The following is a 17,472-nucleotide window of genomic DNA, read 5'->3' as shown; positions in this document are numbered from 1 at the left end:
GATAAGAAATATGTTTCAACTTGCTGAAGCTGGAGCAGGAGCATCGACATCTGGTCAATTGCTATCCTTTGTTGTACCTCTGATTATTATGTTTGCGGTATTTTATTTCTTGCTGATTCGTCCGCAAAAGAAAAAACAGAATACGCGCAATAACATGCTGAATGCTTTGCAAAAGGGCGATAAGATTGTAACAATCGGCGGTTTGCATGGTACGATCTTGGAGATGACAGACGACACCGTTGTGATTCGCGTCAATGATGTAACTAAGCTTACATTTGAGCGCAGTGCGATAAGTCACCAAGTTAAAGAGTCGTAAGACTAACCCATGAGTGAATGACAAAAAGAGCCTGAATTAGGCTCTTTTTTATTTTTGTATCCGCTACCGCTTATTCAAATTAACCCCAAATACTCCTCCAATCGCACCGATGGCTAGTGCCGGCAGTAACAAGAGCCATGTACCAAGCTGAACCGAACTGTCGAGAGCAAGAAAGCTGATCACGAATACCAGAATCCCATAGATTAGACCGGTAATGCTGCCTTGGTACATTCCCTTCATCTGGGCGCGTTTGCCGGAGACTAGTCCTCCAAATAAGATAGCTATGGAATGAATGATGTAAGTATACAGGCTGAGCTCTTGTTCCTCTAGCATGTTGGATTGCAGAAGCAGAGAGAGTACGAGAGCGCCGATCATCATCCAGAGAAATGCGTACCACAGCCCGGATATGGTCGGATGAGAAATACGGATTGAAGCTATACGGCGGAAATTCATGACGCGGTCCTCCATTCCTAATAATAGTGAATGCTCAAAAGGTCGGTATTCTTATCAAAAGCGTACTGTTTGAACAACCTCTAATAGTATTATTTTATGGTCAAGCAGGGTTGGATATGACAAGTCCGCAGTTTGTTAGTTCTTAATCCATCTCCGTAAAAATGGAATTCGGCTAATATCATGCCAATCTATCAATTTTAAGCATACGGACAGGATTAAATAGATTATTCCGGCGATCAGAGAGGTAATGACAAAGCGAAAGCCCATACTTGAGATAGAGGTCAATCCATTATAGAGATAGGCTGCTGCCCCGCTCATAATGATCATCAGACAACCGACTTTACAAATATCAAACAGGGGAAATCGGAAACGAAGCGCACGTGAGATACTGAAGCCATGCAGTATAGTAACGATAATGATGTTGATAATGATTGCGAATATAGCTCCGTAAATACCTAAGTTAGGGTTTGATGCGAGATAGTAGATGAGAATGAGCTTCACGGTAGCTCCGATTAGAGTGTTGATTAACGCCCGTCCGGGTTTATCCAGTGCTTGTAGTGCGGCTTGCAGTGGGGCCTGTGCATAGGAAAAGAGGGCGATCGGAGCCATTACTTTCAGCATTCCTGCGATGCTCCCATTGTCATATAGAATTTGGCATAGCGGTTCGGCCAATACATACATGATCGCAGCGAACGGTGCACCTGTCACTAACGCTAGTCTGATTGATTGATGAAGCCTTAAATGAATCGTCTTAATATCCCCTTTAGCCTGTGCTTCCGCCAGGGAAGGAACTAGTGAGACGGCTAGTGATGAAGTAAGCGCGCCAGGAAGCAGCAGGAGCGGGATGACCATCCCCTGTAATGCGCCATATTGAGAGGTGGCGATGGCAGTGGCGACACCGGCAATGGCGAGACTGCGTGCCGTAATGATCGATTCCAGCAGGTAGGACATGGAACCGACCAAGCGACCTCCGGTTACCGGAATCGCTACCTTGAGAATTTGCCAGATTCGTGAGAAGAAGGAGTCATTGTCCTGCAGCTCCACAACGTCGGTATCCGTCTTGGAAGTGGGTTGATTCTTGCGGCGTATACGGTTATATTGCCACAACAAGACTGCTAGGCCGACAATTTCTCCGAATACGACTCCAAGCATCGCTCCTGCTGCCGCGTATTCGATTCCTAAAGGAAGGAGTAGGTAGGAGAACAAGAGGACGCAGACGATTCTCGCAATGGTCTCTGTAACCGATGAGACTGCGGAGGGAACCATGTTCTGTTTACCCTGGAAGTATCCGCGATAGACGGAAGATACGGAGACAATCACAATCATCGGACTCATCGCGATGAAGGTATGGTAGACCCGTGGGTCCGTGAGAACATAGCGGCTTGCCCATGGTGCCCCGAGTAGACAGACGAACGTAAATAGGAATCCGACTCCAGTCGCGTAGACGAGGCTCGTCCGTAAAATAGTAGCAGAGCGTTGCGAATTTCCTGCAGACTCCGCCTCGGCTATAAGCTTGGCAATGGCCAGCGGAAGGCCGCCCACTATGAGGGTAACAATCACCAAGAAGAAGGGGTAGCCGAGCTGATACAAGCCAACGCCTTCTGTACCGATGATCCTTGGAAGCATAATACGAGGAACGAAGCCGAGAATTCGGTTAACAATACTTGCCATGAGCAGGATCATCGTGCCCTGGATGAAGGTTTGTTTATTCAAAGTGATTCCCTCTCTCCCTAAATGAGCGTCTACGAATATTGATGTTAATTAACCTTATGCTGATCCTGTCCCAATTCATGACTTGTCTTTTAGAGGAAGTTCAAAAAGTCCGCTTTTGATCCCGAAGAAACACTGAGAGCTTATTCGACATCGAATCTTGAATTCAGCCGGCCTTTCCGGTGCTCGTGTACCAACTACGTACGCTCCGCTCCTCAGTCCATAGCTTCATCCAACCTTCTCGGTGCTGAAAACCGAATTTTTGAACACTCACTTTACGAGGAAGTTTCGAACCCTTAATATAAGTCGATAATTCTATCAAGCAGGAATCGAGAAAATGAAGTAGAATGTTAATGTAGATGGGGATGAGGAAGGAGGCACCAGGATGGCTGAAGAGGATTACACGGAGAAGGAACTGCTTGAGACGATCGAGAATCTGTGCCGCAGCAAAGTAGAAGAATTCCGGATGATCGGATATGAGCATGTTACTGAAGATGAAGTATGGAGCTGTGTCAGCCAGAAGTATGAGAAGAATGGTTTTCCGCCATTGCATCAATTGGTAAATGATATCCTTTCTTTGAAGATAACCCATTTTATGAACTATTTGACGATTTCAGCTTTTCGCGGATCCCATTTAGATTAGGGGATCTTTTTTGTGCTCTATCAATGAAATCGGGTCTTTAAAACACACATATGAGAGTCGGCCGTAATAAAAACGACAAAATTTGTTAAATTGACGGTCGATTCTTGCCTAGCTATAATAGGAATATTGAGAATTGAAAGGGGATCGAAGTACGGGATGAAAAGAATATTGGCATTCATAACCGTCGTGGTTGTCCTATCAGCCGTAATGGGTTGGACAACCCCAGGCTTACTGAAAAGCATGCGTCTCGGCCTGGACTTAAAGGGCGGTTTCGAGATTTTGTACGAGGCTTCACCTTTGGAAGGCGGGGCTAAAGTAACCAAAGAATCGCTGGTCAAAACCGCGCAAAGCTTGGAGAAACGTGCTAACAAGCTCGGCACGAGCGAACCGGAGGTTACAACGGAAGGCACGAACCGGATCCGTGTGAAATTGGCCGGTGTAACTGATGAAGCAGAAGTACGTAAGATGATGAAAGAACCTGCAGAATTGACGTTCCGTAGTAAGGATGGAACTGAGAAGAACGCAAACGAATATAACAAGATCGAAATGATTGGTACTGACTTCGCCGAGAACGGTGCTGCGGTTCAGTTCGATAGTATGAATAGACCACAGGTAAGTATTAAGGTGAAGAGTAAAGATAAATTTGCTGAAATAACGAAGCGTTTGCTAGGACAGCCGCTTGCTATTTATATGAATGATGAATTGGTCTCTGACCCGGTTGTACAAGCTGTTCTCACCGATGGATCTGCTTCTATCAGCGTAGGCAACGATATGGATAAAGCGAAAGAGCTCCGTGACGTTATCAATTTGGGTGCTTTGCCTTTGAAGCTTCACGAGAAATACTCGCAGAGCATCGGAGCAACCCTTGGTCAGCAATCGCTGAAATCTACGATCGAAGCAGGTTTGATTGGTTCGGTGTTTATTCTAGTGTTCATGGTAGGAATGTACCGGGCACCTGGACTTATTGCTAGCTTTGCTTTGATTTTGCACACTTGGCTTTTGATTGCGGTGTTCGCGTGGGCCAACTTCACATTGACTCTTCCAGGGATTGCGGCGATCATTCTCGGGATCGGGATGGCTGTCGATGCCAACATCATTACCAATGAACGGATAAGAGAAGAGCTTAGGAGCGGCAAGAGCGTGATGTCGTCTGTAAAAGCAGGGGCAAGCATTCTCTTCGGACGGTATTGGACTCCAACATTACGACGATTATCGTAGCTATCGTGATGTATATTTACGGTACTGGATCAGTTAAAGGGTTTGCCCTTGTCCTTATCGTAGAAATCGTACTTAGTATCGCAACGAATGTTTACTTTGTCCGGTTCCTCCTTAACTTGCTGCTCAAAGCTGGTAAGCTGATGAAACCGAAATATTTCGGTGTTAAGGAGAGTGAGATTCGTGCACTTTGATAAAAGCATTAAGAAACTGGATTATGTGCATTTAAGTAAATACTTCTTCGCTATATCGATTGCATTAATCGTGCTTGGCGTAGCTTCCTTGTCCTTCTTTGGATTGAATTATAGTGTAGACTTCCAATCAGGATCTAACGTTGATGTAAAAACAACCAAGTCGATTACGAAGAGTGAGATTGAATCGATTGTGAAGAATCTCGACATTGCAGAGGGAACAACCATCAATGCCGGTGAGGAGACAATAAGCATCCGCTTCACAAAGGTGCTCGATGAAGATCAGGACGTAGCACTGAAGAAAGAAATAAGCAAGCTTGATGAGAATGCAGCTTTTGAGGTTAATACGGTAGATACGGAAATGGCCAAAGAGCTGGCGCAAAATGCGATTAAAGCGGTTCTTATTGCGTGCTTAGGGATTATTGTTTATGTAAGTATTCGGTTTGAATGGCGTTTTGCCGTAGCGGCAGTTATTTCTCTGCTGCATGATGCGATTCTGGTTATAGCGCTCTTCTCTATTTTCCATCTTAAGGTCGATCTTACGTTTATCGTTGCTGTACTGACCATTATTGGTTACTCTATCAACGATACGATCGTTATCTTTGACCGGATTCGTGAAAATATGCGGTTTAGCAAATTGAAGACCAAAGAGGATCTTAAGGAACTCGTCGATCATAGTATCGCTCAGACGATCATGCGTTCGATCTATACGGTTTTGACCGTATTCATTGCAGCTCTCTTCCTGTTCTTACTTGGTGGAGAATCGATTAAGATGTTCTCACTTGCTATGACGATCGGTCTTGTGCTCGGGGCTTATTCGACTATCTTTATTGCCAGCCCGCTGTGGTATGTGCTTAAAGTAAGAGAAAAGAAAAAACCGGCTAAGGCTGCTTAAGCGATTAAATAGAGAGTAGTATTGTTGCTTGGTATGTGTGGAGCCGCGTCGATTACGACGCGGCTCTATCATTCTTTATTAGTTCTCGGGTTTCAGGAGGGATATCATGGGACGCGAACAAACTATCGGTGATGATTCTGTTGCTGCAGTTAGTATGGTGAGTAATGTGGCTCTTGCGGCTTTAAAAGGAACCGTAGGTTTATTGTTCAACAGCCGTGCAATGCTAGCTGATTCGCTATTCTCGTTATCTGAGGTTTTGTCTACTATAGCTTCTAAATTGACGGATAAATGGAGATTGTTCTATCATCGTAAATCACCATTTTCACGGCGAGATCCCGTGCAGAAAGCTAATACGAGCTTACCGATCGCTGTATTTGTAGCGGTTCTGCTTCTGCTCGGTGCTATGCAGACGATTATTACGACATTAACGGCCATTTTTGATAGGAAGGTTGCTGCGCCCGGATATGTTGCCGGTGTCGTGGTTGTTGTCTCTCTTGTCTTGAAGGAACTTATTTTTCAGTTACAGTTCCGCCTTTCAATTACGGGAGAGAAGGAACGTGAGGATGACGTTGAGAACCACCGTTATTCACTTTATTGCTCAATCATTGTCATGTTGGGCGTATTTGGAGCGATGGCTGGTCATGCTCTAGATATACCGTTCATGCTCTATATCGATCCGATTATGGCAATGATCGTGGCGATTCTCGTAGCCTACAGAGCTTATTTGATGGTTCGCAGGGCAATCAACAATTCGCTAGTGACAACGTTGGTCGAAGAAGATACAGAGAGGTTCATTGAAACTGTTCAGCGCGTTCACGGAATTATTACTGTCGAAGATTTGCTTGCACAAGAGCAGGGGCATTATGTGAAGGTAACCGCCAAGATTAGTGTGAATCCGCGGATTACTGTTACAGAGGCGAATGATATCGCTAACCGGGCCAAGGTGCTGCTCATGCATCGCTTCTCTCATGTGAATGATGTTAGTATTCTTGTACAGCCTTATGATCCCGGCTATCCCTACAAGAGTAATCAGCTCGGATCGAATGAGGATACCCCAAACTTACTGCAATAGAGTTCGAACATATTTCTGGTTTCACTTCGTTGTCAAAAGCGGGGGTCCGACAGGAGAAAGAAGGTGTAAGTCGTTGCTGCAATCGAAATACCATTGGAATTTATCTCCTTGTGATCTGGAGGTCTCTCATCAATTACAACAACAGCTGGGGATTCCGGCTATGCTTGCTTCATTGTTAGTGACACGGAGAATGACAAATCCCGAGGATGTATCAAATTTCCTGGATCACTCCTTAACGGGGTTGCATGATCCATATCAGATGAGTGGAATCGAGGAAGCGGTTCCAAGGATTCGTAAGGCCATAGAGGCCGGGGAGCGAATATTAATATACGGGGATTATGACGCAGATGGAGTATCCTCAACCGCCCTAATGATTGAGCTGATGCGAACGCTCCAGGCCAACTTTGAATTCTATATACCGCATCGCTCGAAGGAAGGTTATGGATTACATAACCATGTTCTCAAGCAGGCTCATGACAATGGAGTCAGCCTGATCATTACTGTTGATACCGGAATTAGCGCTGTGGAGCAAATCGCTTATGCTGCTGAGCTAGGGATTGACGTGATTGTTACCGACCATCACGAGCCACCAGCAAAGCTGCCTGAAGCTTATACGCTGATCAATCCGAAGCTTCCCTATTGTTCTTATCCCTTCAAAGGATTGGCTGGAGTGGGAGTAGCATATAAGCTCGCTTGTGCTCTACTCGGTGAGGACACACCTGCTGCATGGCTTGAATTTGTAGCCTTGGGAACTATAGCGGATCTGATGCCGTTGATGGATGAGAATAGAGTACTCGTTCGCATGGGGCTGGAGCAGATGACAGCATCTTCCTTCCCAGGTATCTCGGCATTACTTTATACAGCTGGATGGAAAGAAGGAGAGGTTACCTCTACGAATGTAGCCTTCGGTCTGGCACCGCGTATCAATGCGGCGGGGCGAATGAGCCATGCATTTAGCGCGCTCGATGTTCTAACCGCAACGAGCATGGAAGTGGCTGAGGACTCGGCAGAGAAGCTGGATTTGCTCAATAGAGAGCGTCAGCAGCTTGTGGATGAAATCGTAGGCGAAGCATTCGAACAAATCGAGGCCGCAGAAGCCGCAGGAACGCTCCCCGATGTGCTTGTAGTTGCCGGAGAAGGCTGGAATGTTGGCGTCGTCGGTATTGTTGCTTCTAAGATCCTAGAACGATACTACCGTCCAACTCTTGTGCTCGGTATTAATGCTGTCACGGGAGAATGCAAAGGATCAGCGCGCTCCATTCCAGGCTTTGATATCTATGAGGCCTTAACGCATTGTGATGCGCTGCTTGATCATTATGGGGACATCCTTCCGCAGCAGGCATGTCATTGCATAGAGACCGTCTGGAAGAGTTCGAACAGAAGCTGAATGAGTTTGCCCAGAACGTTCTTAGGCCGGAGCACTTTATCCCGTCTCTACAGGCTGATCTTGAATGCAGATTAAGGGAGATCACAATACCTGTGATTGAACAATTGTCCCGTATGGCGCCGTTCGGAATGGAGAACCCATCCCCGCGACTGCTCGTCCGTGATGCTGAATTACTGGACTATAGGCAGATGGGCAAGGATGGCAAGCATTTGAAGTTGACGATCCGTCAGGATGGAAGTATGATAGAGGCCGTTGCTTTCGGCAAAGGGGAAGTATTTAATCTTTTAACACCGGAAGCGAGAGTTGATCTGGTCGTTGAAGCGGCGATTAATGAATGGAATGGACAGCGCAAACCACAGTTATTCATTCAAGACATTTCGATCCCGCATCTGCAGGTGTTTGATTATCGCGATGCACGGGACCCTGGTACGAAGATCGAGGAATTGCAGAAGAGCCTGTTAACAACTTCGTATTGCGGCGCCGAAACGATGGCTGTTGTCTCCAGTCGCAGAGCTGATTTACTCTCTGTTGGACATTTGGAGAGGACTTCGGTTTGGGTCTATGACCAAGAACAGGGTATCAGTCCCGGCAGGTCTGAATCGGATACTGGAGATGCGGTTACAGTAAAAACATTATTTGTGATGGAACTTCCGGAATCGCCGGAAATTTGGAACAATACATTGTCTAGCTTCGGTAATCTGGAGCGGGTATTTCTGCTTCATCCACGCTCATCTGTGGATCTGCTCGAAGCACCGTCGCGTGATCGCTTCAAGCAGGTTTATATATTCCTCAGGAAATATGTTGGGCTGAGTGAATGCGATGAAGAACGAGTGATCGCTGAAGTAATGACCCGTTTTGGAATTTCTCGCCGTATGTTATATTTTATTCTGGATATATTTGTTGAATTGGATTTCATCGTACGGAGCGAAGGACGGATTGAAGTGAATCCTACGCCATCGAAGCGTCCATTAGAATCGGCACGGGGGTATCAAGCCTTAGGACTGCTTGCCGAGATGGAGCAAATATTGCTCTATGAAGAAGTACCGCAAATCACGGAATGGATCACCTGCCAATTACAGGGGGTTTCATAGTATTTGAATTTTGTTCAAGGCATACGTAGAAGTCTATATTATATTTTGATGGAGGAGATTTTATTGGATTTAAAACCGTATATTCGTGTCATTCCTGACTTTCCGCAACCGGGTATCAGTTTCAAGGATATTACGACCCTGCTGAATGATGGTGAGAAATACAAGGAAGCAATCAACGCGATCAAAGAGATGATCAGCGACTTGAAAATCGATGTCATCGCCGGGCCAGAAGCTCGTGGTTTTGTCGTTGGAGCTCCGCTTGCTTATGCGCTTGGGGTTGGCTTCGTGCCGATTCGCAAGAGCGGTAAGCTGCCGTATGAGACGATCGAGGCAGGTTATGATCTGGAATATGGCAAAGATAAACTGGCGATGCACAAGGATGCTATTAAGCCTGGGCAAAATGTATTGATCGCTGATGACCTACTGGCTACAGGTGGCACAATCGCTACTTCCGTAGAGCTCGTTCGTGAGCTTGGAGGTAATGTCGTAGGAACTGCTTTCCTGATTGAGCTTAGCGAGCTGAACGGACGGGCGAAGCTACCGGACATTAGCGTATTCTCTCTCGCAAAGTATGATTATTAATTAGGTACTTCTGAACTTGACTAATGATACAACAAGGGCGGTCTCCAGTAGTGATTACTACATTGGGGACCGCCCTTTTCTATAGGATAATAATTAAGCAGCGTCTTCCTTCTCGTTAGAGAGGCCGAAATGCTGAATGAACTTGAAGAACAAGCTGAGTACGATACCTACAATCGTTGCCAAAGCCATGCCTTTTAATTGAATGTTACCGAATTGAAGTGTAGCGCCACTAAGTCCAACCACAAATACGACGGTAGTGAGAATCATATTCGTTGCCTTGGAGAAATCGACCTTCTGTTCGACGAAGATACGAAGACCGGAAGCAGCGATGACGCCGAATAATAGCAGCGATACTCCGCCCATAACCGGCACAGGGATATTGGCAATGACAGCCGAGAATTTACCCGAGAAGGAGAGTAGGATAGCAAAGATGGCTGCTCCGCCAATCACATAAGTAGAGTAGACTTTGGTCAATGCCATAACACCGATGTTCTCACCATATGTCGTATTCGGTGTTGAGCCGACAAAGCCGGAGAACACAGTAGAAATTCCGTTTGCTAACAAGGATCGATGCAGACCAGGGTCCTTCGATAAATCCTTGCCGACGATATTGCTTGTGACGAGCAAGTGGCCGATATGTTCTACGATGACAACGACTGCAACTGGGATGATCGTAACGATAGCTGCAGGGTCAAATTGAGGTGTAGATACAGTTGGCATGGAGAACCAATTCGCTGCGCTGATTGCTCCGGTATTCACTTCACCGAGGATCAGAGCGAGGATATAACCGACTACGATACCGATCAGGATATGAATGATCTTAGGGAAGCCGCGGAAGAGTACCGCACCGAGAATGGTCACACCGAGAGTTACCAGTGAGAGAGTAATAGCTGTTGCATTTGGAACAAATGGCTCACCTGGATTACTAGAGATCCATCCGGCCATGCCTGCAGCTACAGGAATCAGTTCAAGACCGATTAAAGCGACGATAGCGCCCATTGCAGCCGGAGGAAATACGACGTCAATCCATTTAGTTCCGGCATATTTTACGAGTAATCCTACCAGGATGAAGATAAGACCAGTAATGATGAAAGCGCCCAAAGCGAGTGAGTACCCATTTCCTGGGTATTTATCGAGTACTAGACTAACAGGTGCGATAAAGGCGAAGCTCGATCCGAGATAAGCAGGGATTTTGCCTTTACAGATCAGGATGTAGAGCAGGGTGCCGATTCCGTTCATCAGCAGGATCATGCCCGGATCTACGTGGAATAGATTCGGTACCAGTACCGTACTGCCAAACATGGCGAATAAATGCTGAAGACTTAATAATACGCCAGGCCCGAAAGGAACTTTCTCATTAACTTGAATTTCACGTTGCAAGCAGGGTCACTCCTCTATTATTTTAACGTTCTTAGACATCCCTAATATGATAAGGACAATCTCAACATTTTTCAACAATAAATTTAACCCGCTATCGGTCTTTTCAGAAAACCTGAGTAAAGTTGAATCTACACAATCATCCTTGGAGTTGATATGAAGCGCGGATGCCAAAAAGGCCCGGTGTATGCATTGCTGCAAATCCGGACCCAAGGTACCATCATTAGAATTTCTCTATAAGTGAATGATTAACCCTTTAGAAGCTTCTGCTTAGTTGTTCGGCGTAATCGCCGATGATTGGCAGCTTCGTCTGCTTACCTTGCAAGGCAAGCAACATAAGCACGATCCATAGTACAAAAGAGAGCGGCACGAGAATAAACGAGATGATTGTCCCGATGATCGGAATGAAGCCTAGAATAATATTGATTAGCGTTAAAGCACCAAAGACGATGAGAGATTGGGCTGCGTGAAACTTAACAAAAGAGCTTCTTTTCTCGATAACTAGGAAGATGATGCCTGATACAAAAGAGAATACATAACATAGAAGACCGGCCACTTTGGGGTCTATCCCGGTCGAGGATGGATCGACATTCGGATTGTTCATAAGAATGGGATTCCTCCTAAATAAAATTGAAATTTTCTGTTATATGGATATTCGTCAGTTGGTGGATAATTCCTCTCAAGAATGAAACATTATTTTCAAATATACGGGAAATTAGTTGAAACCTGTCGGACAGATTCCTCTCCTCTCTCTAATAGCTGTTCAAAATCAAGACACAATAGTTGACGGCAGTGTATGTAAGAGGCATAATTATAGGAAATCAAAACTGGGGGTATAGTGCCCTCTAACATACAAATCTCAATCTAGATTGATATATAGAAAGGACTCGGACAGGATTAAATGGGCATAGAGCGATTACTTGAAAAGGCGTCTGCCTATATAAAAGAACCGGATCTTCCTCGTATCCGGGAGGCGTATGACTTCGCAGACCAGGCCCATCACGGCCAAGTGCGTAAATCCGGAGAACCGTATATCCAACATCCTTTGGCGGTAGCGGAAATCGTCGTAAGCATGCAGATGGACGTTTTGTCCATTATTGCAGCGCTTCTTCATGATGTGGTAGAGGATACTACCGTCTCCTTGAAGGAGATCGAGAATCAATTTGGCATGGAGTGCGCCTTGTTGGTTGATGGTCTAACCAAGCTCGAGCGGATTAAGTTCCGTTCCAAGGAAGAGCAACAAAATGAGAATTATCGAAAAATGTTTATAGCAATGGCGCAGGATATTCGCGTCATTGTAATTAAGCTTGCTGACCGCCTTCATAATATGCGGACCTTGAAATATCAATCTGAAGAGAGCCAGCGGCGTATAGCTTATGAAACACTGGAAATTTTCTGTCCAATAGCAAATCGGCTCGGTATTTCTGCGATTAAATGGGAAATGGAAGATATTGCACTTCGTTATTTGAATCCTCAGCAGTATTACCGGATTGCTAATTTAATGCGCAAAAAACGGGCAGAGCGAGAAGAATATATTGCGAATGTGATCGGGCGGATTAAAGAGAAGCTGGAGGAAATGGGAGTAGAAGCTGATCTATCAGGTCGTCCTAAGCATATCTATAGTGTCTATAATAAAATGACGATGAAGAACAAGCAATTTAATGAAATTTATGATTTGCTTGCCATTCGTATTATCGTTAACAATATTAAGGATTGTTACGCAACCCTTGGAATTATCCATACGTTATGGAAGCCGATGCCTGGACGATTCAAAGATTATATTGCCATGCCTAAGGCGAATATGTATCAATCCCTCCACACGACTGTGGTTGGACCGAATGGCGAGCCGACAGAAGTACAAATCCGTACTTGGGAAATGCACCGTACAGCAGAGTACGGGATCGCGGCGCACTGGGCCTATAAGGAAGGTAGCTATAAGGGTGGTCCAGAGAACAAAATGACGTTCTTTAATGAAATCCTTGAGCTGCAGCATGAAGCTAAGGATGCGTCAGAGTTCGTGGAATCGCTCAAAATGGACTTCTTTACTGACTTGGTATTCGTATTCACGCCTTCCGGAGAGGTCATCGAACTGCCTGTAGGTTCGGTTCCGCTCGATTTTGCGTATCGCATTCATACCGAGGTCGGCAATCGAACGATCGGGGCCAAGGTGAATGGACGGATTGTTCCTCTGGATTGTCAGCTCAAGACAGGGGATATTGTTGAGATATTAACCTCGAAGCATTCTTATGGACCTAGCCAGGATTGGCTGAAAATCGCACAATCCTCTCATGCTCGGAGTAAAATTAAGCAGTGGTTCAAGAAAGAGAAGCGCGAGGAAAATATTGAAAAAGGGCGCGAATTGATTGAACGCGAACTGAAGCGCGCAGGGATCGATTCATCGCTATGGATGACTGACGATAAAATGCTGGATGCCGCGAAGAAATTCTCGTTCAATGATATCGATGATATGCTATCGGCGATCGGATTTGGCGGTATTACGGCAGCGCAAATATGCACCAAGCTGACGGAGAAGCTGCGTAAGGAGCAGGAAGAGAGCAATTCCATCGAGCTTACTTCAGAGATAAAAGAAGTGAAGCCAAGTACGGAGGCGCGCAAGCCTCGTCCAACGAATGGCGTTGTCGTAAAGGGAATCGACAACTTGCTAGTTCGCTTCGCCAGATGCTGCAATCCGGTTCCGGGCGATGAAATCGTTGGTTACATTACCCGAGGTAGGGGCGTGTCTGTCCATCGCAGCGACTGTCCGAATATTCCTCATGACGGAGAAGGCGAAGAGGCAGCGCGTATTATTGATGTTGAATGGGTTGGAGCGATCGAAGCCAACTATAGTGTTGATATCGAGATAACCGGCCATGATCGGCGTAACTTCCTTAATGAAGTACTTCAAGCCGTATCGGAGAGCAAGACGAACATTTCCGCGGTGTCGGGGCGTTCGGATAAAAATAAAATGGCGCAGGTTCATATGACGATCCTTATTCGGAATACGGATCATTTGCAGTCCGTCGTCGAGAAGATCAAACGAGTGAAGGATGTCTATACAGTGCATCGGATCATGCAATAGCATTTACATGAGAACGGAGTTAATGCAAAAATGAAAGTCGTCCTACAAAGGTGTAAAGAAGCTAATGTTACGGTACAAGGTGAGGTAATAGGCTCCATTGGGCAAGGCCTTATGCTGCTCGTCGGAATTACGCATGAGGATACCGAGAAAGAAGCCGCTTATCTTGCTGAGAAGATTGCTGGATTGCGGATTTTTGAAGACGAAGAAGGCAAAATGAATCTTAGCGTGACAGATATCGGGGAGCGATCTTATCGGTCTCACAGTTCACGCTATATGGGGATTGTCGCAAGGGTAAGCGTCCAAGCTTCATTGCTGCAGCCAGACCAGAGCAAGCCGAGCCACTCTATAACTGCTTCAATGAGATGTTACGGGAGAAAGGGCTTGTGGTAGAAGCCGGCCAATTCGGAGCCAACATGGACGTTGCTCTGACAAACTGGGGACCTGTTACGATTGTGCTGGACAGCCCTAACGTTTGATCGATTATTGATTACTGCTATATATCACGGATAAAGGGCTTCTTCACTGGATACCCTTCTATGTAAAGAGTTCAATAAAGTCATCGAGATTGGTTCGATCATGATGACTTTTTGGACAAGCATTTGCCGCATAGAAGATGTTCAGAGAGGGAGCCTATTTGTTATGCGCCAATCCTTAAAATCAAAAGTATGGCAGAGCCTCTCGCTCATCCCGGCGGGTGGCAGTGGTGAGGCTGGAATGCTGGCGAAGTCCGGGCAGAAGGATGAGTTCGAATCTTTGCGGGAATCCCGACCTTCAAGAGAATATTTGCCACGTCGTTAAGCAGAAATGCAAGATCATATCTTCTTCATAAAATTTGAGTTCAAAAAATTCGGTTTTCAGCACCGAGAAGGTTGGATGAAGCTAGGGACTGAGGAGCGGAGCGTACGTAGTTGTACGTGAGCACCGGAAGTCCCGGCTGAATTCAAGATTTGAAGCCGAACTGACTTCCTGATTCACTTCGTGATCAAAAGCGGACTTTTTGAACAACCTCTATAAGGGAGTGATTAAGATGTCCAAGTATCTACAAGCTTATTTCCGTAATGAGGATGAGGCTGAAGGCGCCAGAGCAAGCTTGATGGCTTTTCAAGCCGATGACGTTGAGGTTGGGCGATTGTCCGACTCAATAGCTCGCAGCGATTTGACTGCACTTGCCTTCTATCCGATGAGCAACAATGGATTTATAGTTGGAACTGGTCCGGCGACATTGTCTGCGCAAGGATTGTACCATCTCGTTGACATGGAGGATGGGGAAGTACGAGGGGGTCAGAATGAAATAGATGCTGATCAGGAAAATACGGTCAGAGATGATGCGCTGGATGACGTAGCAGCAGGTGAGATGGACCGGTTCCAATATACGCTCAGCACTAAAGTAAGCGATGACCAGTATGAGAACATCGTTCATAAATTGCGGTCTTTGGGCGCTTATATTGAATCGACTGATATCTGATCTTTGTAATCTAACTGTAACATTAGCTTCACAGTCCTTTAACATAGCCTGTTTATAATAAAGACATGACCCCCTTTTTAATATATACCTTTTGGACCTGTACCCCGTTGGTAACAGGTTTTTTTCTTTTATCTGGGGCTTGACTTTGTCGCATTAGTTACTTAAAATCAAAAAATATATATTAGTTTGAGTATAAGCAACATCTATAGTGATTTGATGACGGGACGAGTACTTCAGCCCCACAACCGCAGAGAGGAATCCCTGACTGTTCAATATGCTGTATGGCGGCATCACCGCTGTGACTGCAATTGAAGCAGCTGGCTGGAAGGATTCTGGTTGATGATTGAAGGAAGGACTTCCCCGAGAACTGGCGACGAAAGGCATTTGCAATTGTAATTGCGCAGAATGCTTAGTAGACGTGCAGCGTTAACGGGCGTTAACCGTATGAAGCGAATGCTGGCGAGATTGTATGTATACAGTACATAAGTGCAGTATACAGAGAACGAATTCTCTTGCACGTATTCGGAATGTGGGTGGTACCACGGGTGATATGAAAATATAATCTCTCGTCCCTGTTATAGATAACAGGGGCGGAGTTTTTTTATTTTCGAGTAATTCATAACGATGGAGGATCGATATTATGGCTTTTCAGAAACCGACAGGTACACAGGATTTGTTGCCAGGCACGGTGGAAAAATGGCAGTTCATCGAGGATAAAGCACGCGATGTATGTCGGCGTTACAACTATAAAGAGGTTCGTACACCGATATTTGAACAAACATCACTCTTTGAACGTGGTGTTGGCGAGACTACAGACGTCGTAGAGAAGGAAATGTACACCTTCACGGACAAGGGAGATCGCAGCATGACACTACGCCCGGAGGGCACTGCCGGGGTTGTACGTGCCTATGTTGAGAACAAGCTGTACGGGGAACCGAATGTCAGCAAGTTGTATTATATCGGACCAATGTTCCGTTATGAGCGTCCACAAGCTGGACGGCAAAGACAATTCCACCAATTCGGTATTGAAGCGTTCGGAGCGACAGATCCGGCGATAGATGCAGAAGTAGTGGCACTTGGTTATCAGTTCTGCCGTGAGCTCGGCCTTCAGGATGTTAAGGTGGAGATTAACTCGGTGGGAAATGCGGAGAGCCGTGCTGCTTATCGTCAGACTCTGCTCGATTTCCTTACTCCAATGAAGGATACGCTCTGCAAGGACTGTCAGTCCCGGATGGAACGCAACCCACTGCGTGTTCTCGACTGCAAGGTGGATCAAGAGAAATTCGTAAATGCTCCTTCCATTCTGGAGAGCTTGGATGAAGAGTGCTCAACGCATTTTGCTAAGGTACAGGAGTTACTCACCGCAATGGAGGTTGAGTTTGTCATCAATCCTCGCCTCGTGCGCGGGCTTGACTACTACACGCACACTGCGTTTGAATATAAAGCTCAGGGAATCGGTGCGATCGATACGATTGGCGGCGGCGGACGCTATAACGGACTTGTTAGTGAAGTGGGCGGTCCAGATCAGCCGGGTATCGGCATGGCGATCGGTCTGGAGCGTATTGCTCTAATTCTGGAGAAGCAGGAGATCGAAATCAGCGGGATCAGACCGCTTGATATTTATCTCGTGGCATTAGGCGACGCAGCCGACAAAGAGGTTACGATTCAACTTGCCAAGCTGCGTCAGGCAGGCATCTCAGCGGACCGCGATTATCTGGGACGCAAGATTAAGGCACAGATGAAATCGGCAGACCGAATGCAGGCTAAGTTTACTGCGATCCTCGGGGATGACGAGCTGGAACGCGGTGAGATTACGTTGAAATCGATGGAGACTGGTGAACAGCGTATCGTGAAGCTGAGCGATCTGGCTGAAGAATTGAAGAAGTAATGAAATGATCAAGAGCTTCAAGAGGTTGTTCAAAAGTCCGCTTTTGATCACGAAGTGAATCAGGAAGCAAATTCAACATCGAATCTTGAATTCAGCCGGGCCTTCCGG

15 protein-coding genes and 2 pseudogenes are annotated in these 17,472 nt (G+C 46.0%); 13 read left to right on the top strand and 4 right to left on the bottom strand.

The genetic code is table 11. From position 1 onward, the window contains the following. Nucleotides 1-10 precede the first annotated feature (10 nt). Nucleotides 11-316, top strand: coding sequence for a preprotein translocase subunit YajC (gene yajC, locus RE628_RS22545; protein WP_309155192.1), 306 nt, complete (start codon nt 11-13; stop codon nt 314-316). Between the two features lie 63 nt (nt 317-379). Here yajC and RE628_RS22540 read toward each other — a convergent pair whose 3' ends face one another. Further along, nucleotides 380-769 (bottom strand): TIGR04086 family membrane protein, encoded by a 390-nt coding sequence (locus tag RE628_RS22540; protein ID WP_309155190.1) that lies wholly within the window; start codon nt 767-769, stop codon nt 380-382. Between the two features lie 135 nt (nt 770-904). Beyond that, on the bottom strand, nt 905-2,482 hold the full coding sequence (spoVB, locus tag RE628_RS22535; RefSeq protein WP_309155188.1) for a stage V sporulation protein B: 1,578 nt from the start codon (nt 2,480-2,482) through the stop codon (nt 905-907). Nucleotides 2,483-2,864: 382 nt separating this feature from the next. Between spoVB and RE628_RS22530 the strand changes: the two genes are divergently transcribed. From RE628_RS22530 to RE628_RS22500, 7 genes and pseudogenes are all read left to right on the top strand, one after another. After that, complete coding sequence (locus RE628_RS22530; protein WP_309155186.1) at nt 2,865-3,122, top strand: post-transcriptional regulator; 258 nt, start codon at nt 2,865-2,867, stop codon at nt 3,120-3,122. Nucleotides 3,123-3,278: 156 nt separating this feature from the next. After that, a pseudogene (secD, locus tag RE628_RS22525) lies at nt 3,279-4,531 on the top strand (protein translocase subunit SecD). Next, nucleotides 4,512-5,423 (top strand): protein translocase subunit SecF, encoded by a 912-nt coding sequence (gene secF / locus RE628_RS22520; RefSeq protein WP_309155184.1) that lies wholly within the window; start codon nt 4,512-4,514, stop codon nt 5,421-5,423. The pseudogene secD and the gene secF overlap by 20 nt, the downstream one beginning before the upstream one ends. A 106-nt stretch (nt 5,424-5,529) precedes the next feature. Continuing rightward, nucleotides 5,530-6,495, top strand: coding sequence for a cation diffusion facilitator family transporter (locus RE628_RS22515; RefSeq protein WP_309155183.1), 966 nt, complete (start codon nt 5,530-5,532; stop codon nt 6,493-6,495). Nucleotides 6,496-6,568: 73 nt separating this feature from the next. After that, the gene (gene recJ / locus RE628_RS22510) at nt 6,569-7,882 is read left to right on the top strand and encodes a single-stranded-DNA-specific exonuclease RecJ (protein ID WP_309155182.1); all 1,314 of its coding nucleotides are present in this window, start codon (nt 6,569-6,571) and stop codon (nt 7,880-7,882) included. Continuing rightward, nucleotides 7,837-8,973, top strand: coding sequence for a single-stranded-DNA-specific exonuclease C-terminal domain-containing protein (locus RE628_RS22505; protein WP_309155181.1), 1,137 nt, complete (start codon nt 7,837-7,839; stop codon nt 8,971-8,973). The genes recJ and RE628_RS22505 overlap by 46 nt, the downstream gene beginning before the upstream one ends. Nucleotides 8,974-9,036: 63 nt before the next feature. After that, nucleotides 9,037-9,555 (top strand): adenine phosphoribosyltransferase, encoded by a 519-nt coding sequence (locus tag RE628_RS22500; RefSeq protein ID WP_309155179.1) that lies wholly within the window; start codon nt 9,037-9,039, stop codon nt 9,553-9,555. Nucleotides 9,556-9,648: 93 nt separating this feature from the next. On the opposite strand, the gene uraA is transcribed toward RE628_RS22500, so the two are convergent. Then, nucleotides 9,649-10,935, bottom strand: coding sequence for a uracil permease (uraA, locus tag RE628_RS22495; protein ID WP_309155177.1), 1,287 nt, complete (start codon nt 10,933-10,935; stop codon nt 9,649-9,651). A gap of 253 nt (nt 10,936-11,188) precedes the next feature. Continuing rightward, nucleotides 11,189-11,536 (bottom strand): DUF4870 domain-containing protein, encoded by a 348-nt coding sequence (locus tag RE628_RS22490; RefSeq protein ID WP_309155175.1) that lies wholly within the window; start codon nt 11,534-11,536, stop codon nt 11,189-11,191. A 297-nt stretch (nt 11,537-11,833) separates the two neighbouring features. Here RE628_RS22490 and RE628_RS22485 point away from each other — a divergent pair, with 297 nt between their 5' ends. From RE628_RS22485 to hisS, 5 genes and pseudogenes are all read left to right on the top strand, one after another. Then, a complete protein-coding gene (locus RE628_RS22485; protein ID WP_309155172.1) occupies nt 11,834-14,011 on the top strand; it encodes a RelA/SpoT family protein in 2,178 nt (725 codons plus the stop codon). Nucleotides 14,012-14,041: 30 nt separating this feature from the next. Further along, nucleotides 14,042-14,487: pseudogene (dtd, locus tag RE628_RS22480) on the top strand (D-aminoacyl-tRNA deacylase). 163 nt (nt 14,488-14,650) lie between these two features. Continuing rightward, on the top strand, nt 14,651-14,809 hold the full coding sequence (locus RE628_RS22475; protein ID WP_309155170.1) for a hypothetical protein: 159 nt from the start codon (nt 14,651-14,653) through the stop codon (nt 14,807-14,809). 229 nt (nt 14,810-15,038) lie between these two features. Continuing rightward, on the top strand, nt 15,039-15,476 hold the full coding sequence (locus RE628_RS22470; protein WP_309155168.1) for a hypothetical protein: 438 nt from the start codon (nt 15,039-15,041) through the stop codon (nt 15,474-15,476). Between the two features lie 640 nt (nt 15,477-16,116). Beyond that, entirely contained in the window at nt 16,117-17,364 is a 1,248-nt protein-coding gene (gene hisS, locus RE628_RS22465; protein ID WP_309155166.1) for a histidine--tRNA ligase, read from the top strand. Nucleotides 17,365-17,472 lie beyond the last annotated feature (108 nt).

Origin of the sequence: Paenibacillus sp. D2_2 (assembly GCF_031199965.1) — a bacterium.
Classification (GTDB): Bacteria; Bacillota; Bacilli; order Paenibacillales; family Paenibacillaceae; genus Fontibacillus.
The sequence above is the reverse complement of the archived record's forward strand: the minus strand, read 5'-3'. Positions and strand labels throughout refer to the sequence as shown.